Origin of the sequence: Kitasatospora sp. NPDC101155, from assembly GCF_044768305.1 — a bacterium.
Taxonomy (GTDB): Bacteria; Actinomycetota; Actinomycetes; order Streptomycetales; family Streptomycetaceae; genus Kitasatospora.
Window position 1 is genome coordinate 21092 of sequence record NZ_JBIWPN010000045.1, and the last position, 23297, is coordinate 44388.

A 23297-nucleotide genomic window follows, 5' to 3' on the forward strand; every position below is an offset into this window, starting at 1 on the left:
AACAGATGATGCAACTCGCCATCGACTGCGCCGGATTCACCCCCACCGAAGCCGACAAACTGCGCCAGGCCATGGGCGCCAAACGCTCCCACGAACGCGTCGCCGAGCTGCGCGAGCGCCTCCTCGCCGGGATGTCCGAGCGCGGCATCCCCCAGGACGTCGCCGAGGACGTCTACGCCAAAATCGACGCTTTCTCCGGGTGCGGCTTCCCGGAGAGCCATGCCGCGAGCTTCGCCTTGCTGGTGTACGCGAGCGCCTGGCTCAAGTACCACTACCCGGCCGCGTTCACCTGCGCGCTGCTGGCCAACCAGCCGATGGGCTTCTACAGCCCCTTGACACTCATCCAGGACGCGCGCCGCCACGGCGTCACCGTGCTGCCCGCCGACATCAACCACAGCCGGGCCCGGCCCACTCTCGAACCCGCCCCTCCCGGCAGCGGGGGAGAGGGCCAGCCCGCGATCCGCCTCGGGCTGGCAGCCGTGCGCGGCCTCGGTGACGAGCAGGCCGAGGCGATCGCCGCCGGCCACCCCTACACCGACCTGGAGGACTTCGCCCGCCGCACCGACCCGGCCGAGCCCGCCCTCGAAGCGCTCGCCACCGCCGGCGCTTTCGCCAGTCTCGGCGTGACCCGCCGCCAGGCCCTGTGGTCCGCCGGACTGCTCGCCCGCACCGGCGCCGGAATGCTCCCGGGCACCGCGCCCGCTCTTGCCGCCCCTGACCTCGCGCCGATGACCGCCGTCGAGGAGACCATCGCTGACCTGTGGGCCACCGGCACCTCCGCGACCGCCCACCCCGTCCAGCACGCCCGCGCCCACCTGGAGCGCTGCGGCGCCCTGACCGCGGATGCGTTCAAGACCGGCGCCGCCCCCGGCACGCTCGTCGCCGTCGGCGGACTCGTCACCCACCGCCAGCGCCCGCCGACGGCCGGCGGCGTGCTCTCCCTCAGCCTCGAAGACGAAACCGGCCTGGTCAACGTGATCTGCCAGCCGCACATATGGGAGCGCCAGCGCCGGGCCGCCCTGCAGTCAGCCGGCCTGCTGGTCCACGGCACGGCCGAGCGCCGCGACGGCGCCGTCAACCTCGTCGCCACCCGCCTCGTCCCGCTCACTCTTGCCCCCGGCGCCCGCAGCAGGGACTTCCGATGACCCCGGCACACACCTCCGAGCGGGCATCCGGGCAGGTCAGCGAACCCCAAAGCCCGGTGACGGACCCGCAGGACGCCGGATACAGTCAACACCCGCACGATCGAGAGGGCACCATGGCCGACACCACGACAACCCGCGCCCGCAGCGGCCGGCCCCCGGGCGTGCGCACCGACGCCGAAGGCCTCACCGAGCGCCAGCGCCGGGTGATCGAGGTCATCCGCGACTCCGTCCAGCGCCGCGGCTACCCGCCGTCCATGCGCGAGATCGGCCAGGCCGTCGGCCTGACCAGCACCTCCTCGGTCTCCCACCAGGTGAAGGCACTGGAGCGCAAGGGCCTTCTGTACCGCGACCCGCACCGGCCCCGCGCCTACCGCGTGTGGGCCGATCGTCAGACCGCACCCGCCGACACCGCCGGAAGCACCAGCGTGCCCATCCCTGTGCCGCTGGTGGGTAGGATCGCCGCCGGCGGTCCGATCCTGGCCGAGCAGACCATCGAGGACGTCTTCCCGCTGCCCCGCCAACTGGTCGGCCAGGGCGAGCTGTTCGCGCTCACCGTGCGCGGCGACTCGATGATCGAGGCGGCCATCTGCGACGGCGACTGGGTCACCGTGCGCCGCCAGCCGGTCGCCGAGAACGGCGACATCGTGGCCGCGATGATCGACGGCGAAGCCACTGTCAAGCGCCTCAAGCGCGAGGACGGCCAGGTCTGGCTGATGCCCCACAACCCCGCCTACGAACCCATCAACGGCGACAACGCGACCATCCTCGGCAAGGTCGTCGCCGTGCTACGCCGCCTCTGAGGGCCCGGACGGTTGCCGTGGACGAGGACAGGATGATGACGGAGGACATCACCATGCGGGAGTTGTGGGACAGGACCTATGTGGCGCTGCTGCCCTGGACCCGCGTACCCGTGGGTGATCTGCACGCACGCTGCACGGAGGCGGTGACCGGGGCGCTCGCCGTGCTGTGGGACGGCTGCGACGACGCGCTTCTCGACGCGCCGGCCACCGACGGGCAGATCCACGCGATCGTCGCCGCTCGGAAGGCGTACGGGCTCGGATGGCGCGACGCGGTGCTCGGCGATGTCACGGCACAGGCCCGGGCCGCACGGCTGGGCGATGGCCCGGGCGGCCTGTGGACACCGGCCGAGCGCTGGAACCGTGGCCGGGGACGGGCGTTCCGGCCCACGCTTCGCCGCAACCTGGAATTCTTCGCGATGCACCCATGGGCCCCGGAGCTGGAGCACCTGCGGACCGTGCGGTGCGCCGTTGAGGCCTCCGCAGGCGATCCGCGCTCCGCGCTCACCCTGCTTTTCCGCACGGCCTGGACGGACAAGGCCACCGAACGCCGGGGGTGGGATGACGCCGAGTGGTGGCAGTACCTGGGGGTGGAGGCTCTGGCGTCATGGGCGGTGGTCGCCCTGGGCCTGCCCGCAGAAGACCCCGCGAGCGCCGGATCGGCTGTTGAGGAAGCAGCCGAGGCGGTGAGTCCGTCCGACTGGACCCGGAGAGGAACGGGCCTGCCAGACGGTTTCCTCGACGCTGCCTTCGCCGCACTGGCCCTGTAACGCCGACAGGTGTCGAGTCGTTAGCTGAAGTCACTCCGTCGCCCCGTCAACGGGCCGCCCCCACGGACCGGGCGGACACTCGACGTGTGCCCGCCGACCTGCTGACCGCCGACGAGTACGCCCTCGTTGACGCCGTCGCGGCCCTGGCCACCACGACCGGCTGCCCGGCTGCCCGCGTCGTGCTCGCCCAGGGCTGCCTACTCACTCCCACGCCCTGGCCGCGCTCCGGCACCCCGCGCCGCGGCGCACCCGGACGCTGCCACCGCAACGCACTTCGCGTCGCCCGACTCCTGCCGGGCGCCTACGTCGAGGGGTACGTGCTCACCGCCGAGGGGACGGCGCGGGCCCACGCGTGGTGCGCGACCACCGACGGCACCGTGCTGGATCCCGCATGGTCCCAGGGGGCGGCCCGGGCCTACCTGGGGGTGCCCATGTCCCCGGAATTCGTCCTCGCCGTCCAGCAGCGCACCCTCACCAAGACGAGGTTCCGCGGGGTCCTCGACGAGGACGTGCAGGCCCGTGACGCCGGGCGCATCTTCCAGGTCGGTGTACCGCTCCACGGGATGCTCGACGTCGGCCGGATCCCACCGGATCCGTCCCCCGGCCGCCCACCAGGCCCGCCAGACCACCGCCGCCGCCCACCGCCGCCTCGCCGGTCCCGCTGCCCAGCCCTTCTACACCGCCCTGGAGCGCGCCGGTCTCCACGCGCTCACCGACGACGACCACCAGGCCGTCCGCGACCTCACCCGCCACCTCGACCCTGATTCGCTGCGTCAGGTCATGAGCTGGCTGGAGCGCGCCCGCGCCGCAGCTTTCGCGCTGCGCGGTACCGAGCAGGACCGGCCCGCCCGCCCCGCGGTACGGCGTAGCTGGTCCTGACAGGCCGTACGGCCCGGGTGGTGTTGACCGTGCTGCCCTGGCTGGTGGCTACCAGGTCGTGGCGGGTGCGGGCGGCTTCCGGGATTTTGTGAACGAGGCGGTGATCTTTGCGTTCAGGGGGCGTCTAATAGCCGGGGTGGAAGAACCGAAGTCGTCGCAGGTCAGCTGGCGCCCCGTCAACGCGGGCGCAAGAACTCACGCTGATAGTGGAAACCCCACGTGGTCCGTTCGTCCGTCGGATACCCGATGCCCTGCCGCTGCCGGCGGGTGTCGGTCAAGGGCTCGGGGCCGAGATGGCCACGCACACGGCCGCCGCTACCTGGGGCCTGCCGGACTTCGTGTTCGTGCCCACCCTCGCGAAGAAGGGCTCCGGCCAGCGCGAGCTCGGCGACCGGATCCTGCTCGCGGGCCGGCGCGCAGCCGTCGTCCAGGTCAAGAGCCGTACCGTCGCACCCAAGGCCGACGACGCCGAACGCGCCTGGATCAACAAGGTGGCGCAGAAGGCAGTGAGGCAGGCCAAGGGCACCGTGCGCCAGTTGCGCCTGGCCGACGCCGAGTTCGCCAACGGCCGCGGCCGAACCCTGACCGTGCGAGGGCAGGACTACGAGTGGATCGCCGTCGTGGTCCTGGACCACCACCAGGTCCCCGCAGGCACCATCGCGCGCTGGGAGGACCCCGGCATGCCGGCGATCGCTGTGACCCGCCGCGACTGGGACTTCCTCTTCGACCAACTGCGTTCCACGACCGCGGTCCTCGACTACCTCTCCAGGGCGGCCGGCCAACCGCAGGCCGCCCTCGACGACGAGCCGGTGCGGTACTACCAGCTGGCCGCGGCCGACGCCGTCGCCGCGCCCGCTTCCCTCGACATGAGCCTGGTCGGGGAGGGCGGCCAGCTGTGGTCCGTTCCTCTGCTTCCCCAGGTCCCGGCCGGTAAGGACGACACCCGCGCGCACATGATGACCCGGATCCTACTGGAGGACATCGCGCGCAGCCCCCTGTCCGCCCACGCGACGGAGGCAGACCGCCACCTCATGCTGTCCGACCTCGACCGTCTGCCCGTCTCCGGCCGCACCGAGTGGGGCCAGCTGCTCCTCGACATGCTCGACGACGTCCCCAACGTGGCCGAGGACGAGTACAAATGGCGCTTCAGGCGGCAGGTGGACTCCGACGGCAGGCGCCAGCTCATCCTCGGCTCCACACGCGCTTCAGCGACCTGGTGCAGCGGGCCTTCGCGGGCTACGTGCAGCTGCGCCAGCACGAGGCCATCGAACGTACCGGCGACCCGGAGAACGTCTCCACCCTCGGGGTTTTGCTGACACCACGTACCGACGGACTGCGCCCCTGGGACACAACCGCGGTGCGCGTCAGTGGTCCTAGCGACCTCAGCCCCGAGGAACTGGAGGACTACCGGGCGTTGTGGAACGGCACGTTCGAAGAGGGACGTGCCCACTTTCCGACCCCATCTGCAAGCGCACCATGACGGGGACCGGAAGCCCTGGCCCGGTCCTGCGCGGTTGCCCGTGGGCCGATGAGCTGCCGCTGCCCAGTTGCCTGGCCCACCGCGGGGGGTCTCGCTGTCTGTAACGCTCGTTCAGGTGCCGGACCGGCCCGGCCGGAACCGCAAGCCGAAAGCGTCCTCGCCTGCGCCCTGCGACCGCTCGACTTCCGCGACTGCCCCGTGACCTTCACCAGCGACGAGCAGGCCCGACTGCGCCAGGCGTTCCCGACCGGGGTCTGCGACTACACACGCCCCGGCACAGGGCAGCACCAGAAAGCCACCACCTGGCGCGACTACGGTGGCCGGTCCCGGGGATGAGCGTCACGCCGACGGATCGTCAGGTTCGTCGGCGTCCGCTTCGAGCAGACGGGTCAGGAGCCCGACGAGCTGGCCGAGGTCCTCGGCCGTAAGGCTTCCGAGCGCCGCCGGCGGGCGCAGCAGGACGGCGTCGGCGGTCGCGACGGCGTCGCGACCGGCGGCGGTGAGCGAGACCAGCTTGCGGCGCTTGTCCTCCGGATGCGGGCGGCGCTCGACCAGGCCCTGGGCTTCCAGCCTGTCGACGATCAGCGTCGTGTAGGGGGCGTCGAGGCCGTTGGCCTGGGCGAGTTGGCGCAGGGTTGCCGGTCCCTCGCGCAACTGGAAGAGGAACTTTCCCCGGCCCCCGCCGAGGCGGAATCCGAGCGTGTCGGCGAGCTCGCCTCTGCGGTTCTGCGCCTCGACGAAGCGCTGCATGAGGGCCCAGGCCTGCTGCACGAGTTCACCTGATCGTTTCAAGGGGTCCGCCATCGGTCGTCTCTCCCGTGCTCGTCCCGTCAGCGGTGCGGCGGCCGGAGCCGCCGCGGGTCGCGCGCCGGGTGTGCTGGGGTGCCGTGATCACCACGCTACCGTCCGGCCCAGGTAGTCGACGTAGTGGAGACCAGGCCTGCCCTGGAGGGAGTCGAGCGTCCTGACCACATTCGGGATGCTCTCGTCGATGCCGAGCCTGGCGTCCGGGCCGCCCATGTCGGTCCGCACCCAGCCCGGGGCCATGAGAACCAGGGTGCGGCGCTCGCCCTGGTGCCGTGCCGCGTAGCTGCGCATGAAGGTGTTGAGCGCGGCCTTGCTGCCCCGGTACACCTCGTGGCCGCCGTGCTCGTTGTTGGCCACGCTGCCCTGGCCCGAGGACATCACGCCGATCGTGCCGGTGGGTTCGACCAGGTTCTGGAGCGATTCGACGACCCGCATCGGGCCGAGCGCGTTGGTGACCATGACCCGGTTGAACTCGTCGGTCGAGGTCTCCGCCACCGTGCTCTCGGGCTGGTTGGTGACGCCGGCGTTCACGAACAGCAGGTCGAACGTGCGGCCCCCCAGACGCTCGTGGAGCGCCGAGATCTGCGCCGGCTCGGTGACGTCGACGGTTTCGATCTCGATCCGGCCGTCGCAGGTGTCGGCGAGGTCGTGCAGCGGGGTCCGGCCCGGACCTCGCACGGTGCCCACGACCCGCCAGCCCGCGCGGGCCCACTCCCCAGCCAGGGCGAGGCCCAGACCACGAGACGCGCCGATCAGGAGTACGCGTGCGCCCGGGGTGGACGGCGGGACGGAGGAAGGGGTCAGATTGGTTATAGACATAACAATCATTGTGGTATGTGTAACTAATCTGTCAAGCCGCGCCTAGCCTCGACGCCACGGCTTCGCCACGCCAGAGGCGGCCAACGGCTTCCAGCTGGGCACCGACGTCGACGAGAGCTTCGACTGGCTGATCGCCTTCGCCGACCGCGGCCTGCGCGCGCGGTGAGATCGCTGCCGAGGTGCGGACACGAGGCCAACCAAACGTGTGGCGCGACGGCTTGGTCACCCAGCGGGCGGCGAAGACCGGGAGCGCCTCGACCGCTCGTCCGGCTCCTGGCCTCCCGCACGCGCGGTGGCCTTCACGTCGATGCGCGGTCTGCCGCTGTGCGCCGGAGCTCTGCGGCGAACTCCGGCGTCCAACCGGTCACCTGGCAGATCAGGCTTGCCCGGGCTTGACGACCGCGTCGACGAACTCGCCGACGGCTCCGAGTGTGGCTCCGAGTTGTTCGATGTGCGGGAAGTGGCCGGCGCCCGCCACCGGGACGAAGCGGCCGCCCGGGAGTGCGTCGGCCCAGTCCCGTCCGTAACCGGCCGGGGCGATGCCGTCCTGCTCGCCCCAGACGACCAACGCCGGCACGGTGATGCGGTGCAGGCGGCGACGCAGCTTCGGGTCGTGCGTGAAGGTGTGGCCGGCGTAGGTCGCCAAGGCCTGCTGGTTGGCGGCCATGACGGCGCGCTGGTCCTCGGTGAAGGAGGCGAAGTCCGGGCGGAACGCCTCGTTCGCGAAGGACAGTTTGCCGATCTCCCCGGGGGCGACGGTGCGGACGTCCAGGACCTGCTCCTCCCCCTTGGCGCGGATGCCGACCGCGTTCAGCAGGACGAGGCACCCGATCCGGCCGCGGGTGTCGCGCAGGGCCATCTCCGCCGCGATCCAGCCGCCCAGGGAGCTACCCATCACCATGACGCCGGTCAGGTCGAGTTCGTCGAGCAGGTCGAGGTAGGCCTCGGCGAGGTCGGCGACCGTGTCGAACCCGTCCGGCCGCGGCGTGCCGTCGAAGCCGGGGTGGGTCGGGGCGAGCCCATAGGCGTGCTCGGAGAGCGCGGTCGCGATGCCGGCCATCGTGTGCGGTCCGGCTCCGCCGTGCAGGTACAGGACTGCGCTGCCGTCGGCGTTGACTCCGAACTCCTGGATGGCGATCGACATCCCGGTGGGGAGAGTGATGAGGCGTGAGGTGTTGGTGGTGGTAGGGGTGCTCATGATGCGGACTCCCTGTCGCAACTTCGTGAGAGCTGACTCTCATGAGAGTAGGCGGGTGCGACTCCTCATGCAAGTCCACTCTCATCATGGGAGTATTGGTGCATGTTTTGTCGGTCTCGGGGCAGCGGTGCGCGGAGCGGAGCTTGGTGCTGTCCGGGCGCTTCGCGCGATCGAGACATGGCCGGGATCCTCCGTTGCAGCCGTGTTCCCGGAACAGGAGGATCGGTGGGGTGAGGGCTTGGCCGATCAAGGCCACGCGGACGCCGCCGCCACGATGCGATGAGGTGCGATGAACGGCGACCGATCTGACGCCGGCGGGGCGTTCCGTCTGGATTCCACGATTCCCGGCCGTGTTCCCCCCTCGACTTCGCCGACGAGCTTGCTGCTGCGTACCACCTCGCCCATCTGCGGTCACTGACGCTCGACGTCGTCAGCGAGAGGAACGCCAAGGATGTAGGCCAGTCGGGTGCGTCCGCTCGACTCTGCTGCCTGCTCACTCATGGCGCTTGTTCCCTTCCGGATGCCACGGGTGCGATACGTCGCCTGTCTTGATCACGATGGCATGCATCCCGTACCGAGCACGGCATCGAGGTCGGCGCGTTGCCGACGATGCGTGACTGTCGGGTAGCTGTATCCGGTGCCAGCCCCCCGGGGGAGGAGGGGCCGGCACCGTGGAAGCCGACGGTGATGGCCACTCACTCCTTGCTGGACTGTTCTGGGTTGTGTTCAGGCGCTGCTGTGGGCATGTGGTGGTGTCAGGCGAGGGGGGGATGTCGTGTCCCGGGCCGCGCTCGCTGCCGGGGCGAGGGCCGAAGTAGCTGCGGTCTGCTCAGCGGGTCGGGTGCGCCGACCGTCAGCCCGGAGGTGAAGGCGGCCCTGTCCCGCCAGGGCCGCTACGGCGAGATCGCCGGGAACATGCGGGTCAAGGAGGTGCGGATCTCCGACATCGAACGGTTCGTGATCTGCCACAACCCCGAAGCCGCCACCCGTGATCAGCACATACGCGAACAGCTCGTCTCCCGGCTCACGATCCTGATCGAAGGCACCGACAAGCTCGGTGACTTCAAGCGCGGCGAGCTCCGCGGCAAGATCGCCGACAAGCCCGGCCTCAACCGCTACCTCCGCACCACCCCGGCCGGCAAGCTCCGCATCGACACCGCGAAGATCAAGGCCGAGGAGAACCTCGACGGCAAGTACCTGCTGCGATGCTCCGACCCGCATCTGTCGGCCGAGGACATCGCCCTCGGCTCCAAGCAACTCCTCGAAGTCGAGCGGGGCTGGCGGGACATGAAACAGATCGTCGACCTGCGGCCCGTCTATCACCGGCTCGAGGAGCGCATGTGCGCACACGTCGTCCTCTGCTGGCTCGCCCTGCTGCTGATCCGCATCATCGAGACCACCACCGACGAGACCTGGACGACCACCCGCCGCGAGCTCGACCGGCTCCACCTCGACACATTCACCGGCCCTACCGGCCTGTTCCGACAGGTCACCACCCTCACCAAGCCCCAGACCGACCTCCTGGCCAAGCTCGGCATCCCCGCACCGAAGCAGATCATCGCCCTCGAACCCGCACCCCGCTGACCAGCACGAACACCAGCGCCTAGAGAAACGAATCTCAGGCGCCCTCACCCATGTCCGCGCAGGTCAGACCCAGATTTTCGAGCCTAGGCCGCTGAATTACACGGAACGCAGGGCCGGGGTCTCTCCGTCATCGTCAACCACAGCTGACAGCGATCCGCCACGTGGCGCTCCGGGCCGACGGTGCGATCTGTCAGCCGCCGTACAGCGGCCCGGCCGAAGTCCAGCTCCTCCGCGACCAGAACGACAAACCCGAGCCGGCGCAACCCCATGCCCCACCTGCGACGGCGGCAGGAGCCCGGGCCTACCAGTAACGAGGACGCCGGTCGTGGCGCCCGCACGGCAGCAGAGTGACGATGGGCACACGGAGAAGGGAGCAGCACCCATGAACGAGTTCCTGGTCGAGATCACCACCACGGTGCCCGAGGGCACCACTCCTGAAGAAGTGGACCGCCGCCGCGCCGCCGAAGCCGTCCGCGCCCGCGAGCTGGCCGCAGCCGGTCACCTCGCCCGTCTGTGGCGCCCGGTCGGCGAACTGCGCAGCATCGGCATCTGGCGGGCCGCCGACGAGGACGAGCTCCACGCGAAGGTCCTGGGAACCCTCCCCCTGCGTCCGTGGATGACCATCACCGTGACCGCTCTCGAACCACATCCCAACGACCCCGCCAAGGGGTGAGGGCCGGCCGGGCCGGGGACATGCTGGTCGCCGCGGCCGAGGCGGAACATCGCGGAGATGTGGACCGTGTCGCCGGGCCGTGCGTAGGTGGGCAGCCAGGTTCTGCCGTCCTGTTCGTGCTGGGGGACGCGCGGCGCCGACCGGCCTGCTGTGTGACATCGCGGGCCCCTGCTTGGACGGTGCACCTGTCGGGGTCGGGTATCAGGTGATCGCGACGCCATTCACGCCCCTCGCGCTGTGAGAGTATGCTCTCATGAGGGAAGAGCGCTCGCGTCAGTCGGGCGCGGATCTTCCCAGCGAGAGGCCGGGGCCTGCGGGTCACACGGGCGGGAGGAACATGGAGACGCCGGCAGTGGGTGGTCGCGCCAACCAGAAGTGGCGCACGCGGACCGCGATCGTCCAGGCGGCGGCAGAGCTGGCCGGTACGGGCGGTGAGGTCACCATGCCGGAGGTGGCGAAGGCCGCTCGGGTGTCCGAAGCCACGGCCTACCGCTACTTCCCCGACCTCGCCAGCCTGCTGGCCGAGGCCATCGCCGACCAACTGCCCCTGCCCGGGCAGGCGCTGGCGCACGTCGGGGAGAGTGCGGACGTCGTGGAGCGGGTCGCTGTCGCGACCGACTACCTGATGCGTCACATCCTGGCGCGTCAGGGTGCGGTCCGCGCCATGATCGCCGCCACCGTCGTCCGCCCGGGGGAGGTCGCGACCCGCCCCGGCCTGCGGTTCGGCCTTATCGACCAGGCACTGGCGCCTCTCGCGGCGCACCCGCGAGGGTTGGACGCTCGGGCGCTGGCGCAGCTCAAGCGCGACCTCTCCGTGGTGATGAGCGCAGAGGCGCTCTTCACGCTGACCGACCTGGTGGGTCTCGATCCCGAGGCAGCGGTCGCCAGCGCCGTGCACACGGCCACGGTCCTCACTCGGGCCGCCGTCGTGAACGGCGGCGGAGTTCAGGGCTGACGCCTACGGCTCTTCGGGAAGCCTGCGGCGGCCGGACCGTAGCCGGCCGTGGCCGACGCTCAGACGTCGGTGGCGACCTCTGTCGCGTACCGACCCATGACCGCGGCCACGGAATCCGGGGTCATCTGCCGGCCGCCACTGATCATGTCGCGCAGGTCCCGGAAGTACTGCACGTACAGGTCCGGCGTGAACGTGTTGAGCATGACGAGCGGCTCGTCTCCCAGGTTGGCGAAGGTGTGCGGGGCTCCAGGGGGCACCATGACCAGCGTCCCCGGGGAGGCGTCGTGCGAGGTGTCGCCGACGGTGAAACGGGCTGTGCCCGAGATGATGTAGAACCCCTCGTCGTGCTGGGCGTGCCGGTGCTGGGGCGGCCCGTCCGTGTGCGGCGGGACGGTGATCTCGGCGATGCCGAGGCGGTGCGCGGTGGTCGCGCCGCTCTCAAGGACGCGGATGCGGGCGGTTCCGAGGTCGATCACTTCGCCGCCACCAGGGCCGACGACGGAGACATCGTTCATGGCTCACTCCTTCGCGGACACCGGCGAGTTCGCCGGTATGCAGCCAGTTCATGATGAGAGTACACTCTCATGACGGGAGCTTGGTTGCTGAATGTTCGGCCGATTCGCGGACGGCGTCGAAGCCGTAGCCGCGCATCTCGTCCTCATACGCGCGCAGGGCGGCCGTGAGCGGACGGCCATCGGCGGCCTCGACGAGGCGGGAGGCGAGGACGCGCGCGTCACGCAGCGCGGTGTTGGCGCCGACGCCGATGGCGGGGCTCATGACGTGGACGGCATCGCCGAGGAGCGTGACCGCGTCCGTCTCCCATGCCGCGACGGGCACGCTGGTGCGGACCGCGACCGGGAAGATCGAGGCCGGGTCCTGACGGGAGACGATCTCGGTCATCCGGGGGTGCCAGCCCTCCAGCAGCGACAGCGTCATCGCCTGGAGCCTGCCTCCGCTCATGCCGACATCGGGGTCGTGGCCGAGTGCCGGCAGCCCGTGCAGGGCCCGGTGCCGCTGGTCGGCAACGAAGGCGGTCATGTGCTCTTCCGTCAGCGCCCGCGGATCGTGGCCGCCTCCGGGTGCCTGGGCCTCCAGGTAGGCACTGAGCTCGACGCAGCTGCGGCGGGCGAGCTTGAGCGGACCCTGTGAGCGTGGCGGCTGGTTCCTGAGCCGGGCGTCGAAGTAGTCCCAGACCAGGTCTCGCAGCCACCGCTGTGACAGGCCCAGCAGCCCGAAGTGGCTCCCGCTGTCGTTGAACCGGGCGCCGTAGTGATCGGTCTCGATGAAACCGGCGTCCCTGGTGTCCTGACGGGTGAAGTAGACCAGCCGCAAGCAGGCGAGCATGACCGGGTGTCACCGTCGCGCACGGACAGCATGCGGTGGACGCGCGCACTCGGCCAAACGGATGAGATGCGACCATTCTGCTAGTCGCCGAGAGCAACCGGTGTGCTGCCTGGAGCAGGTACATCCGGTGGGCCGCCCATCCCTTGCCGGGGGACATGGTCGAACCATCCGGAGACATCGGTGTTCCCGGTTCGGCAGCTGCGGGCGCCCCCGGTGAGGATTTCTGGTCTGCTGTCGGCTGCCGCGTCTGCGGCGGCCGACAGCGGTCGACGGCCCCGTGAACGAAGGGGAACGTCATGCCTGCGATAGCCAGTTGGGGACCACTGGTGGAAGGTCCCACCGTGCCTGTGGGAGCCGGTCCCATCGGAATCGCCATCACACCGAACGGGCGACACGCGTATGTCGCCAACAACGGTGACAGCACCGTGAGCGTGATCGACACCGCGTTCTTCACCACGGTCGCCACCATCCCCGGTCTCGCCGGCCCAGTGGGTGTGGCCCTCGGTCCCAGCGGAACCAGCGCCTATGTGACCAATGCCGGATCCGGCACCGTCAGCGTCATCGACACCGCCACCAACACGGTCACCGCCACCATCACGGTCGGTGCCAATCCCATCGGGGTGGCGGTCACCCCGGACGGGAGCCACATCTATGTGGCGAACAACGGAGACGGCACCGTGAGTGTGATCGACACGGCCACCGATGCCGTGGTCGGCTCCCCCATTCCGGTGGGCACCAACCCGGCCGGCGCGGCGAGCAGCCCGGATGGCTCCCAGATCTGGGTGGTCAACTTCGGCTCGAACTCGGTGAGCGCGATCGACACGGCCACCAACACCGTGACGGACACGCTCACTGTGGGCGCCTCCCCCTCCCGGGTGGCCATCACTCCCAATGGGCTGTCCAGTTATGTGACCGACAACGGCGCGAACGCCGTCACCGTGATCGAGAAGCTCCGTGCCATCAGCCCGAATGCCGGCCCCATCGAAGGCGGCACCGTGGTCACCATCACCGGGGTCAACCTGGCGGGCGCCACCGCCGTGAACTTCGGTCCCCGTCAGGCGTCCGTCATCGCTGACACGGCCAACCAGCTCACCGTCATCAGCCCACCTGGTTCCGGTACGGTCCCGGTCACGGTCGTCACGCCCGGGGGTACCAGCAACCAGGCGCTGTTCCAGTACGTCCCCGCTCCGACGGTGACGGGCATCGACCCGATATCCGGGCCCATCGCCGGTGGCACCAGCGCGACCGTCTCCGGCATCGGCCTGCTGACCGCCCACTCGGTCACTTTCGGGGCGACCCCGGCGCGTCCCACCGTGGTCTCCGACACCCAGCTGACCGTCACCGCTCCGCCCGGCACCACCGCAGGGTCCGTCCCCGTCGGCGTCACCACCGCCGGCGGGACGGCCCGCAACCTCATCTACACCTATCTGGACGCCCCCACGGTGACGGCCCTCAGCCCCGGCTCCGGACCGGTCTCCGGCGGTACACCGATCACCCTCACCGGTACCGGCCTCACGACAACCAACCAGGTGACCCTGGGCGGTGTGCCCGTGGCGTTCAACGTCATCTCGGACACCACCCTCACTCTCCAGTCCCCGCCTGGGACGGCAGGTCCCGCGAACCTGACCGTCACCACCTCCGCCGGCACCGCCACCGCGACCTACACCTACGTGCCCGCGCCCACCACCTAGGCGATGGCGCCGCCTCACCCCTGTCTCGAAGGAGCAGTCACGCGACTCAACCACCTGGCCGTCCGCTGCGGCTTTAGCTGGACGGCCGGGACGTGTCCGGCCCGTAGGAGCAGCCGGAGGAGGCGTTCACCGCCTGCCTGACGGCCATCGAGGACGGCACCCGGGAGCACCTGGTCACCGTGTAGCCCCGCCGTACGCCGAAGGGCGGCACCGGACCATCCAGGCCGGTGCCGCCCTTCGGCGTACGCGTGGTCCTCCCCGCTGCCCTGCCTACTCGGCGTCAGGCTCTGCGGTGCCCGCCGCGACCGGTTCGAGGGCGGTCTCCTGGAGCGGCCCGTGGAGACGGGCCCCGCAGCTTCACCACGAACCCACGGTCCACCCCCTAGCGTCGGGACATCGGACCCTCGGGTTCCCGCTGAAGAACCTTCAGTTTTCGCGAACTCGCTGGGGTCTACGGGGGCGAGTAGTAGCGGGACAGCCGTTAACGCTGAGATTGATCACGGTCTGGGGCCGTAGCACGATGGGAGCCTTCCGCGCAGGCGTTCGGCTGGCGACTCACTGCCCCGTGATCTTGCCGGTGCGGTCGCACCAGCAAGACGCCTTGGCGAGCAAGGGACATACCGGCCCAGGGGCTTTTGAGTCGACCCGCAGCAGCGTGCAGAAGGCCTGGGCGAGGGAGGCGAGGGCGGCGAGGGTGGTGCGGCGGTGCCAGCCGGGGTGGTTACGGCCTTCGAATCGCAGCCGTTGCTTCCCGCCCGGAATGCGGTGCGGGGCCGGCCGGAGGGCCGGCCGGCCCCGCACGGGGTGCCTTGCTGCCCCTGCGCCGGGCAGCACCGCGACGTCAGCGCTGCGTCAGGGCCACGAACAGGCCGCGGCCGGAACGCTGCGCCCGGCCGGCCTTCACCAGACGCTCAAGGGTGGCCCGGACGTTGGCGACGTTGTTCGAGGTGTCGTCCCGGCCGATCGCCGCGGTGATCTCTCCTGCCTTCAGCGGCGTGCCGGCGGATGCGAGCGCCGCGAGCACCTCGTCGGCGACGCCGCGCGACTGCTGCGCGGGCGCCGCCGCGGCCTTCTTCGTTGCGGTGGTCTTCTTCGACGTCTTCGCCGTGGGCTCGCTCGTGGCAGGGGCAGTCTCGGCGGCGGCCGCGACGGCCTTGCGGGGGCTGCGCGCGGCACGCTTCGACGGGCCACCACCGGCAGCTGCGCGGGCAGCGGGCCGCCACCGCGCGGCCGCCTTCTTCGACGCGGGCTCCTCGGCGGCGGGGCCCGGCTCGCCAGGGGCCTTCACCGGCTCCTCGGGCGCAGCCGCGCTCACCGTGGTGTTGTCGGCCGGGGCCTGCGGCGACTCGGTGGGAACCGACCGCAGGGCGTGAAGGGCAGCGTTCATTGCGTCGAGGTAGCTGCCGACCTGCGCCAACTCGGCTTCCAGCGAGGCCTTTTGCTGCTGGAGTTCGGCGAGGTGCGTCTCCACCTGGGCGATGGAGGATGCGACGCCCGCGTGGAGATCGAAGGTAGTTGCCAAGGGGTGACCTCACTCGTCGTGGAACCGGCGAACCACCGTACGGTCGATCGCTTTCCATGACTGTACGGCGCAGTTGGTGTTCCGCGCCCCGAGTATCCGCAGGTGAGAGCAACGAGCGGAGACCGGCTTCGGTGGCTGTTGACCTCGCCGAGGAGGGCCGCCGCGTCCTCGTGGGGACTTCGACTCCAGGGCCGCCTCCCGGAGGCGCTGGGTGTCCCGGAGACCTCCGGGGGGCCGCGTGCTGTGTGGCTGGCTGGGCCTACCCTTCGCGGGCGGGCGTCCGCCACCACCCGCGTCATCGCCAGCAAGAAGCGCCGGGCTGCCGCCAGTTCGGCGGCGTCGAAGTCTCCGGGGGTCGTCACCATCCCGCCGATCAGCGGGCCGAAGAACGACTGCCCGAGTTCCATCGCCTGCTGCTCGACCACGAGCAGCACCCGGCGGCGGTCCTGGGCGGCCCGAACCCGGCGGATGTGGCCGAGCCGTTTCAGTCGGTCGACCAGCGCCGTCGTCCCGGCCGAGTTGAGGCGCAGCCGCTCGCCCAGCCGACCGGGCGTCAGCTCGGTGCCGGCGCGCGCGGTGTGTCAGTCAGTCCGGCCGGGCTTCCTGCGGCGCAGTGCGAGGGTGGTGCCGCCGGCGGCGAGGACCAGTGCCGAGGTCACGGCGGAGATCGGCACGAAGTTGTCGTGCTTGCCGGTCTCGGTGTGGCCGGAGCCGCCTTCCGCGACTGCTTTGACGCTGTTGGCCCTCAGGGTTGCCTGGATCCAGTCCGCGTAGGCGGGCACGTTGGTGTAGAGCCCTGGTCCTTGCGAGCACGGCACGTTCGGGGCGCCGGGGCCCGAGGTGACCCCGACGAGCTCCCACCGTTCGTCCCGGCCCTTCTGGAGCTGCGGGCCGCCGGAGTCCCCGAAGCACGCCATGGCGTTGGGCTTGGAGGTCATCGTGCACAGTCGGGTGGGGCCGCGAACCCGGGCGCGCACTCGGACTCGGCGCCCAGGTGCGTGTTCAGCTCCTGAAGCCGGTCCGGGAATTTGAGTTCCTTTTCGCTGGTGGTGCCGAAGCCGAGGAGCCGGGTCGCAGTGCCCTGCTGCCCCGCCTGCTCCGCGATTCTGATGGGCTGCTCGTTGACGGGTTGGTCGAGGCGGATCAGCGCGAGGTCGTCCTTGTTGGCCGCCTTCGTGTCGCCGTTCACGAAGCCGGGGTTGACGAAGGTCCGGTCGATCTTGCGAACGGTGCCCCCGGTCTTGCGCTGGTCGCTGCCGATCCGCACGGTGCCGTCAAGTGTGAGTCCCTCGCCCGTGACGCAGTGCGCCGCGGTCAGGACCCACTGCCGGTCGATCAGCGACGCCCCGCAGTTGCCCTCCGGAATTCCGAGGGAGGGGGCCGACTCCGGGATCGACACCATGAACGGGTAACCCTCGGTGGAATTCCCACCGTTGACGACTGCTGCGGCGCTGCCCGCCATGACAGTGGTGCAGGCGATGGCGGCGAGGGTACCGATGGAGGCGGTGCGGGCGGTACGGCGACGGGATGATTTCAGGCTGAACACGGTAAGCGTTCCTTTTGCCCGGAAATGCGTACGGGTTCAGCCTGCTCGTCGAAGATCCACTGGGCGATGGTGGCCGCAGGTGGACTCGGGCTCGGGGCAGCAGGTCGGAGGGAGGTGGGGGTATCCCCCCGTTTGCATGACCGAGGCGAAAACCACCGCCGAAACCGTTCCCGCGCTGCTCGACGCGTTCCCCTCTGACCGGCCGCGCTCCCGACGGCAGGGGCCGACACCGTGGTGCGGCGCAGGGGCATCATGTGGTCGGTGCGGCGCCGCTCACGTCCGACTCGCGCTGTGCGGTCCCCGCACGGTGGGCGGCCTCGAATTCGGGAAACGAGCGGGGCGCGGGCGGGGAGCGATCTTCAGTCCGCCTCCCGCACCCTCTGGTCAGCCCCACTCGTGAACACCCCCCCAGCCTGGCCTGACACGAGATCACTCACGCGCGTGCTTCGCGGTCGCGGATTCGCCAACAGCGCCAACGGCGCGTTTCCCCTGGACAAGGGGTTGGGCGCGGTCGGCCGGGAGCAGACCGCACTGCACCGCGCCCGGTCGGCGCGCATCGGTTCTCGGGCGGCGGAGGCCTCGCCCGACCAGGACAAGGGGCCCGACGCCGACTCCGCGGGCACCTCCGCCGACGCCTCCACGCCCCCGACGGCAGATCGGCCCGTTTCCGCAGGCCAGCGGCCCCGGTCAAGGGGGGCGAGGGCGTGGCGACAACCCTTCTGCTCCCGCTGACGGGACGCGGTGGAAGGCGGGTTCGACGGAGCCGGTGCGGGCGTGGGGTCTTGGTGGCGCACGACGCCCGGGTGGTCGCCCGGATCACCGAGCCGCGCGCCAGCCGCTCGCAGGGCACCGCGCACACCACCGCGGCCAAACCGGCCGGGGAGCGAGGCCGCCGAGGCCAGGGAGGGCGAGCAGCAGTCGGCCCCGCGGCCCCGGCGCCGGTGGAGTCGCCGATCGAGTGGCTGCGCATCAACGGTCGCCAGCACGCCGCGCGGATCCTCCAGCTGACACTCCGCCCAGGCCGTGCCCTCGGCAAGAGACGGAGCCACCCGCGCCTCGCGGGGGCCCAGCAGCCCTGTGGCCAGCGTGCGGTCCTCACCACTGGTCATCAACCAGCAGAGCCCGCGCAACCGCCTCCTCCGGGAAGACCGCGGCGCCGCCCGCGTGCCGGCCAGCGGATCCGGTCGGGGGATAGCCCCCCTGCGAAGACGGAGGTGCTCCCCAGCGCGCGACCGGCCCTGCCAACGCGAAGATCAACTTATTGAACGCCGAGGTCATCGGCGCTCCGTCGAGGTGAGGTGGTCGAAACGATGGCAGACAACAAGCGGATCGCGCGGCGCGGACTGCTGGCGACGGCGGCGGCGGTAGCCGCCGCCGTGCTGGTCCCGGTGACTGCGGTTGCCGCGCCGGTGTCCCCGGGCGCCACCGGCGCGGACGCGGCGACGGCGCAACGCTCCGCCGTGGTGAGCGCGCTGGAGAGCGTCGCCCAGCCGCTGCGGACGACGGAACCCGGCGGCGGCAACGCCGACCTGCGCGCCCTGGGCGCCATGATCGGCGACGCCAAGGTGGTCGGCCTCGGCGAGGCCACCCACGGCTCGCACGAGTTCTTCGCGATGAAGCAGCGCCTGTTCCGCTACCTCGTCGAAACGAAGGGCTTCACCACCTTCGCCCTGGAGACGAGCTGGAGCAGCGGTCTGCAGATCGACGAGTACGTCCAGGGCGGTCCGGGCGACGCGCGGCAGATCGTCAAGGAGGCCTTGGGCGGCAGTCCATGGGACCGTGAGGAGTTTGCCGACCTGATCACCTGGATGCGGGACCACAACCGGAGCCACCCGCAGAATCCCGTCCACTTCGTGGGCGACGATCTCGGCCTCCCCAGGCTCGGCGACCGGATGTTCGAACGGGTCACCTCCTACATGCGCGGCGCCCGCCCCGACCTCCTCCCGCAGCTCGACGGGCTCTACGCCGGCCTGCGGCCGTTCGACGACACCTTTGCCTACCTGCGGAAGCCGCTCGCCGAACGCCGCGACAACGCCGCCAAGGCGCAGCAGGCACTCGACCTCGTCAGCGCGAGCGGTGCCGGCGCCCCCGGCGACGGCGCCCACGCGTGGGCCGTGCAGCAGGCCCGGAACATCGCCGAGACCTTCGCCTTCGCCGCCCTGGACGTCACCGACCCGTCCTCGGTGTCCGCCGCGGAGCAGCTGCGCGACCGGGCGATGGCGGACAACACCGCGTGGTGGCAGCGCCGCACCGGAGGCAAGGTGCTGCTGTCGGCGCACAACGGGCACGTCGGCTACCTGGCCACCGACACCTTCCTGTACCCCAAGCCGCAGGGCTCCCAGCTGCGCGACGCCTACGGTCGCGACTACGTGGCCATCGGCTTCACCTTCGACAGCGGCTCCTTCCTCACCAACGACGCGATCCTGACCGACGGCTGGAAGACCGTCACTGTTCCGGCGGCCACGCCGGACATGAACGAGTACACCCTCGACCGGGTCCGCTACCGGGACTACTACGTCGACCTGCGCGCCGCACCCCGGGTGGCCCGTGACTGGCTGGACAGCAGCCGCCCCACCTACGATGCCGGCTCGGTCTACGTCAGCGACCCGATGCCGCGGCTCGCGATCGGCCAGGCCTACGACGTCCTCATCCACCTGAACCAGGTCACCCAGGCCCGCAGGTTCTGACCCCACCCCCGCCCCACGGGGTAACGGTTCATCCTGTCAGCAGGAACCGGGCCGACCCCCTGAACCCGTCACCACGGCGGTCCCTGGGCTGCCGTGGTCTGCAGCACGGCCCGGTTGCGCAGAGGTGCCGGTGAGGACTTCCTCGCCGACGGCCGCATGGTGTCAGCGGTGGGGGTGCCACTCGGCGAGGAGGATGGTGGCGTCGTCCCGAAGCCGCTGGTCCTGGTGCAGAAGGATCTGCTGGATGAGGCGGCGCAGGGCTTCCGGCGCGGGCAGCCCGTCGGTCATAGAGCGCACGACGGTGTCGGTCAGGCGGTCTTCGCCGAACAGTTCGCCGCTGGCCGAGCGGGCCTCGGTGACGCCGTCGGTGAACATCAGCACGCGGTCACCGGGCTGCAGGTGGACGGTGTGGACCTGCGGCGGCGGCGCAGTGTAGCCGGTCACGCCGAGGGGCAGGTGCGGGGCGCGCTGGAGCGCGCCGGGCAGGACGTGGCGGTCCCGGATCAGCAGGGGCGGCGGATGACCGCAGTTGATCCAGTCGAACCGGCCGGTGGCGGTGTCGAGGTCGGCGATCACGCAGGTCAGCAGGCGCTCGGGGATCCAGCGAGCCAGGGCGCGGTCGATCCGTTCGGCGATGTCCGCCAGGCCGCCGCCAGCCCGCCGGGTGGAGCGGCACGCCGCCAGCGCCACGGCGCTGCAGCCGCCGGAAGCCAGGTCGTGGCCCATGGCGTCCAGCAGGGTCAGGTGCAGGCGGGTGCTGGCCACGCTGTGGTCGAAGGCGTCACCGCCGATCTCGTAAGCCGGTTCCAGGACGGCGGTGGAGGTCACCGACGAAGTGCCGATCGTGCGCGGCGGCACGAACGCCCACAGCAATTCCGCCTGCAACGTCATCGCCTGAGTGCGCATTGCCCGGGCCAGGACGTCGCTGTAGATCTGCTTGGTCGCAAGGATCATGGCAGTCAGGGAAGCCAGGGCCCGGCACCGCTCCAACACGGGTGACTCGAGCGCGGGCGCCGCCACCCGCAGTACCCCGAGACGGCCGACACCGTCCACCAGCGGCAGCCACCCCACGCGTTCGCCAGGAACCGTAGCCGCGGCGACCTGCACCGTCTCGGTGCGATAGGCGCGCCCGGCGAGCGAGGCGTCCACCGACAATCTTTCCAGCTCCGTGGCCACGCCGGTGGCGATCTGGTGCGCTTGGGCGGGGTTGGGAAGTGCGACGAGTTCGCGTTGCTGCATGTCCGCGATGTAGACGCGCGCCTGGGACAGTCCCAGGCGCCGGCCGGCTTCCTGCACCAGTGCGGGGATCTCGCGGGGGGCGAGGCGGTGGGAGGCGGCCAGCACGTCGGCGAGGACTTCTCCCAGACCGGAGTCCTGAGCTGGCACGAACCCACCTTTCACAGTCGACCACACGGCGGGTCCCGGCGATCTCCTCATCATCGCCCGAAAGGGTTGGCAGCGTCGTGGCGGCGCGCGGCAGCAGGCCATCGGCCGAGCTACTCGTGAGTCACTTAGCGCGTGGTTCGCCGCTCGTTGACGGCATCCCCGACATCGCCGGCTGAGGCCCGGCGACACCGTGCCGCCCGTCCGGGAACTCGCCCGCGAGCACGGCACCACCACCGCCACCGCCTTCGGCGTCATCACCGCACTCGACCGCAAGGGAGTGCTGACCGGCGTACCCGGCGGCCGAACTCCCGCCGCCGACGACCCGTCCGCCCACACAAATGCCGAACTCGCCAACTACGCCCACGATCTGCGCACCAACCTCACCACCCAACAGTTCGCCGAGCTGATCCGCCTCCTCACCGACACCTCGCCACAGGAGCGGGCACCCACCACCGCACTGGAGGCGGCGGAGGAGATGGCGGCCGGCCTGCGGGAGGGGCACGAACTCCGCCAGGGCCGTCCACGACGCCACCGGCCTAATGGGAGCTACCGGGTTGTAGAAGACTCGGTGCCGTAGCCGCCAGCAGGTGAGCACTCTCGCCGCCGGAGCCGTTCGAGCTCTGAGGTCAGACCGTGCCCCGGCTGGTCGGCCGGGAGGCCAGACCGCTGATGGGGTGGCGTGCCCGCCCGCGAGGGCGTGAGCACTGGATCCATTAGGCCGCGCGCCGTGCCTTCCGCAGGCTGCTCGACGAAGTGAACGACCTGACAGGGAGGGCATGTTGCTGCTGATCGGCGATGACTGGGCGGAAGATCATCACGATGTCGAGATCCAGGACGAGTCCGGCCGCAGGCTCGCCGCCGCGCGGCTGCCGGAGGGCGTGGAGGGCATCGCGAAGCTCTACGAACTCCTCGCCCGCCATGGCGGCGAGAACCTGGACGCGGCCCGGGTGGTCGTCGGGATCGAGACCGACCGCGGCTCGTGGGTGCAGGCCCTGATCGCCTCCGGCTACCAGGTATACGCAATCAACCCGCGCCAGGTCGCCCGGTTCAAAGAGCGGTACGCCACGTCCGGGGCCAAGAGCGACAAGGGCGACGCGCACGCACTGGCCGACATGGTCCGCATCGACCGCGACCAGCTGCGGCCCATCGCCGGCGACAGCGGCCAGGCCCAAGCCGTCGAGGTCGTCGCCCGCGCCCACCAAACTCTGATCTGGGAACGCACCCGCACCTTCCAGCGACTGCGGAGCACGCTGCGCGAGTACTTCCCCGCAGCCCTCACGGCCTACGCCGAACTGGCGCTGACCAGCACGGACGCGCTCGAACTGCTCATCAAGGCGCCCACCCCCGGCGACGGCCGCGAAGCTGACCCGTCCCCAGATCATCTCGGTCCTGGCCCGGGCCCGGCGCCGGAACCGGGATGCGAAAGCGGCGGCGATCCAGGCCGCGCTGCGCGAGCCGCAGCTCGGCCTGCCCGAGCCGGTCACCGCCGCCTACGCGGCGGCCGCCGCCGCCCACGCGCGCCTGCTGATCGCGCTGAACGAGCAGATCACCGAGATGGAAGGGCAGGTGAAGGCCCATTTTCTCGCGCACCCGGACGCTGAGATCTACCTGTCGATGCCCGGCATCGCGGAGATCACCGGTGCCCGGGTGCTCGCAGAGTTCGGAGACGACGCCACCCGCTACGCGTCCGCCAAGGCCCGCAAGAACTACGCCGGCACCAGCCCCGTCACCAGGGCCTCCGGCAAGAGCCACACCGTCCAAGCCCGCTACGTCCGCAACAACCGGCTCGCCGACGCGTTGCAGACGCAGGCGTTCTCCGCCCTGAGGGCTTCGCCCGGCGCCCGCGCCTACTACGACAAGCAGCGCGCCCGTGAGGCCGGCTACAACCCGGCCCTCAGGCAGGTCGGCAACCGCCTGGTCGGCATACTCCACGGCTGCCTCAAGACCCGCACCCTCTACGACGAGGCGACCGCGTGGTCACACCACGCCCAACCCATTGCCGCTTGACACCCAA

At 70.8% G+C, this 23297-nt stretch carries 21 protein-coding genes and 3 pseudogenes; 14 read left to right on the plus strand and 10 right to left on the minus strand.

All coding sequences use genetic code 11. The features are described 5' to 3' along the window. Nucleotides 1–5: 5 nt before the first annotated feature. From ACIRYZ_RS37545 to ACIRYZ_RS37570, 6 genes are all read left to right on the plus strand, one after another. Nucleotides 6–1145 carry a hypothetical protein gene (locus ACIRYZ_RS37545; protein WP_402952924.1) on the plus strand — a complete coding sequence of 380 codons (1140 nt, stop codon included), beginning with the start codon at nt 6–8 and terminating at the stop codon, nt 1143–1145. A gap of 113 nt (nt 1146–1258) precedes the next feature. Beyond that, on the plus strand, nt 1259–1945 hold the full coding sequence (gene lexA, locus ACIRYZ_RS37550; protein ID WP_402952926.1) for a transcriptional repressor LexA: 687 nt from the start codon (nt 1259–1261) through the stop codon (nt 1943–1945). 17 nt (nt 1946–1962) lie between these two features. Continuing rightward, complete coding sequence (locus ACIRYZ_RS37555; protein WP_402952928.1) at nt 1963–2712, plus strand: hypothetical protein; 750 nt, start codon at nt 1963–1965, stop codon at nt 2710–2712. 546 nt (nt 2713–3258) lie between these two features. After that, a complete protein-coding gene (locus ACIRYZ_RS37560; protein ID WP_402952929.1) occupies nt 3259–3591 on the plus strand; it encodes a hypothetical protein in 333 nt (110 codons plus the stop codon). Nucleotides 3592–3884: 293 nt separating this feature from the next. Further along, nucleotides 3885–4907, plus strand: coding sequence for a hypothetical protein (locus tag ACIRYZ_RS37565; RefSeq protein WP_402952931.1), 1023 nt, complete (start codon nt 3885–3887; stop codon nt 4905–4907). Between the two features lie 212 nt (nt 4908–5119). Continuing rightward, nucleotides 5120–5407, plus strand: a complete 288-nt coding sequence (locus ACIRYZ_RS37570) for a DUF6351 family protein (RefSeq protein WP_402952932.1) — start codon at nt 5120–5122, stop codon at nt 5405–5407. Between the two features lie 3 nt (nt 5408–5410). Here ACIRYZ_RS37570 and ACIRYZ_RS37575 read toward each other — a convergent pair whose 3' ends face one another. Then, complete coding sequence (locus tag ACIRYZ_RS37575) at nt 5411–5875, minus strand: MarR family winged helix-turn-helix transcriptional regulator (protein WP_402952934.1); 465 nt, start codon at nt 5873–5875, stop codon at nt 5411–5413. 87 nt (nt 5876–5962) lie between these two features. Further along, nucleotides 5963–6697 (minus strand): SDR family NAD(P)-dependent oxidoreductase, encoded by a 735-nt coding sequence (locus tag ACIRYZ_RS37580; RefSeq protein WP_402952935.1) that lies wholly within the window; start codon nt 6695–6697, stop codon nt 5963–5965. Nucleotides 6698–6752: 55 nt separating this feature from the next. Here ACIRYZ_RS37580 and ACIRYZ_RS37585 point away from each other — a divergent pair. Continuing rightward, nucleotides 6753–6863: pseudogene (locus ACIRYZ_RS37585) on the plus strand (TetR-like C-terminal domain-containing protein); the annotation flags it as partial. 210 nt (nt 6864–7073) lie between these two features. Here the strand turns inward: ACIRYZ_RS37585 and ACIRYZ_RS37590 are convergent. Beyond that, the gene (locus tag ACIRYZ_RS37590; RefSeq protein ID WP_402952937.1) at nt 7074–7895 is read right to left on the minus strand and encodes an alpha/beta fold hydrolase; all 822 of its coding nucleotides are present in this window, start codon (nt 7893–7895) and stop codon (nt 7074–7076) included. An 864-nt stretch (nt 7896–8759) separates the two neighbouring features. Here ACIRYZ_RS37590 and ACIRYZ_RS37595 point away from each other — a divergent pair. From ACIRYZ_RS37595 to ACIRYZ_RS37605, 3 genes are all read left to right on the plus strand, one after another. After that, nucleotides 8760–9479: a hypothetical protein gene (locus ACIRYZ_RS37595; RefSeq protein ID WP_402952938.1), complete on the plus strand. Its 720-nt coding sequence runs from the start codon at nt 8760–8762 to the stop codon at nt 9477–9479. Between the two features lie 382 nt (nt 9480–9861). Then, the gene (locus tag ACIRYZ_RS37600) at nt 9862–10152 is read left to right on the plus strand and encodes a muconolactone Delta-isomerase family protein (RefSeq protein WP_402952940.1); all 291 of its coding nucleotides are present in this window, start codon (nt 9862–9864) and stop codon (nt 10150–10152) included. A 337-nt stretch (nt 10153–10489) separates the two neighbouring features. Continuing rightward, a complete protein-coding gene (locus ACIRYZ_RS37605) occupies nt 10490–11107 on the plus strand; it encodes a TetR/AcrR family transcriptional regulator (RefSeq protein WP_402952941.1) in 618 nt (205 codons plus the stop codon). 59 nt (nt 11108–11166) lie between these two features. Here the strand turns inward: ACIRYZ_RS37605 and ACIRYZ_RS37610 are convergent, their stop codons facing one another. Together ACIRYZ_RS37610 and ACIRYZ_RS37615 are read right to left on the minus strand one after the other, a co-directional pair. Beyond that, nucleotides 11167–11622 (minus strand): cupin domain-containing protein, encoded by a 456-nt coding sequence (locus tag ACIRYZ_RS37610; RefSeq protein WP_402952943.1) that lies wholly within the window; start codon nt 11620–11622, stop codon nt 11167–11169. Nucleotides 11623–11689: 67 nt separating this feature from the next. Next, nucleotides 11690–12451 (minus strand): FAD-dependent oxidoreductase, encoded by a 762-nt coding sequence (locus ACIRYZ_RS37615; protein WP_402952945.1) that lies wholly within the window; start codon nt 12449–12451, stop codon nt 11690–11692. A gap of 296 nt (nt 12452–12747) precedes the next feature. Between ACIRYZ_RS37615 and ACIRYZ_RS37620 the strand changes: the two genes are divergently transcribed. Beyond that, the gene (locus tag ACIRYZ_RS37620) at nt 12748–14142 is read left to right on the plus strand and encodes an IPT/TIG domain-containing protein (protein ID WP_402952946.1); all 1395 of its coding nucleotides are present in this window, start codon (nt 12748–12750) and stop codon (nt 14140–14142) included. An 841-nt stretch (nt 14143–14983) separates the two neighbouring features. Here the strand turns inward: ACIRYZ_RS37620 and ACIRYZ_RS37625 are convergent. The 4 genes and pseudogenes from ACIRYZ_RS37625 to ACIRYZ_RS37640 form a co-directional block, all read right to left on the minus strand. Further along, nucleotides 14984–15664 (minus strand): hypothetical protein, encoded by a 681-nt coding sequence (locus tag ACIRYZ_RS37625; RefSeq protein ID WP_402952948.1) that lies wholly within the window; start codon nt 15662–15664, stop codon nt 14984–14986. Between the two features lie 494 nt (nt 15665–16158). Next, nucleotides 16159–16221 (minus strand): annotated as a pseudogene (locus tag ACIRYZ_RS37630) (MarR family transcriptional regulator); the annotation flags it as partial. Nucleotides 16222–16245: 24 nt separating this feature from the next. Further along, a complete protein-coding gene (locus ACIRYZ_RS37635) occupies nt 16246–16602 on the minus strand; it encodes a trypsin-like serine protease (protein ID WP_402952950.1) in 357 nt (118 codons plus the stop codon). Continuing rightward, complete coding sequence (locus ACIRYZ_RS37640) at nt 16599–17126, minus strand: S1 family peptidase (protein WP_402952952.1); 528 nt, start codon at nt 17124–17126, stop codon at nt 16599–16601. The genes ACIRYZ_RS37635 and ACIRYZ_RS37640 overlap by 4 nt, the downstream gene beginning before the upstream one ends. Before the next feature lie 1394 nt (nt 17127–18520). Here ACIRYZ_RS37640 and ACIRYZ_RS37645 point away from each other — a divergent pair. After that, nucleotides 18521–19897, plus strand: a complete 1377-nt coding sequence (locus ACIRYZ_RS37645; protein WP_402952953.1) for an erythromycin esterase family protein — start codon at nt 18521–18523, stop codon at nt 19895–19897. A 162-nt stretch (nt 19898–20059) separates the two neighbouring features. Here the strand turns inward: ACIRYZ_RS37645 and ACIRYZ_RS37650 are convergent, their stop codons facing one another. Then, entirely contained in the window at nt 20060–21241 is a 1182-nt protein-coding gene (locus ACIRYZ_RS37650) for a PP2C family protein-serine/threonine phosphatase (RefSeq protein ID WP_402952955.1), read from the minus strand. A gap of 232 nt (nt 21242–21473) precedes the next feature. Here ACIRYZ_RS37650 and ACIRYZ_RS37655 point away from each other — a divergent pair, with 232 nt between their 5' ends. Together ACIRYZ_RS37655 and ACIRYZ_RS37660 are read left to right on the plus strand one after the other, a co-directional pair. Beyond that, nucleotides 21474–21860, plus strand: coding sequence for a hypothetical protein (locus ACIRYZ_RS37655; RefSeq protein WP_402952957.1), 387 nt, complete (start codon nt 21474–21476; stop codon nt 21858–21860). 202 nt (nt 21861–22062) lie between these two features. Next, nucleotides 22063–23290 (plus strand): annotated as a pseudogene (locus ACIRYZ_RS37660) (IS110 family transposase). Nucleotides 23291–23297: the final 7 nt, after the last annotated feature.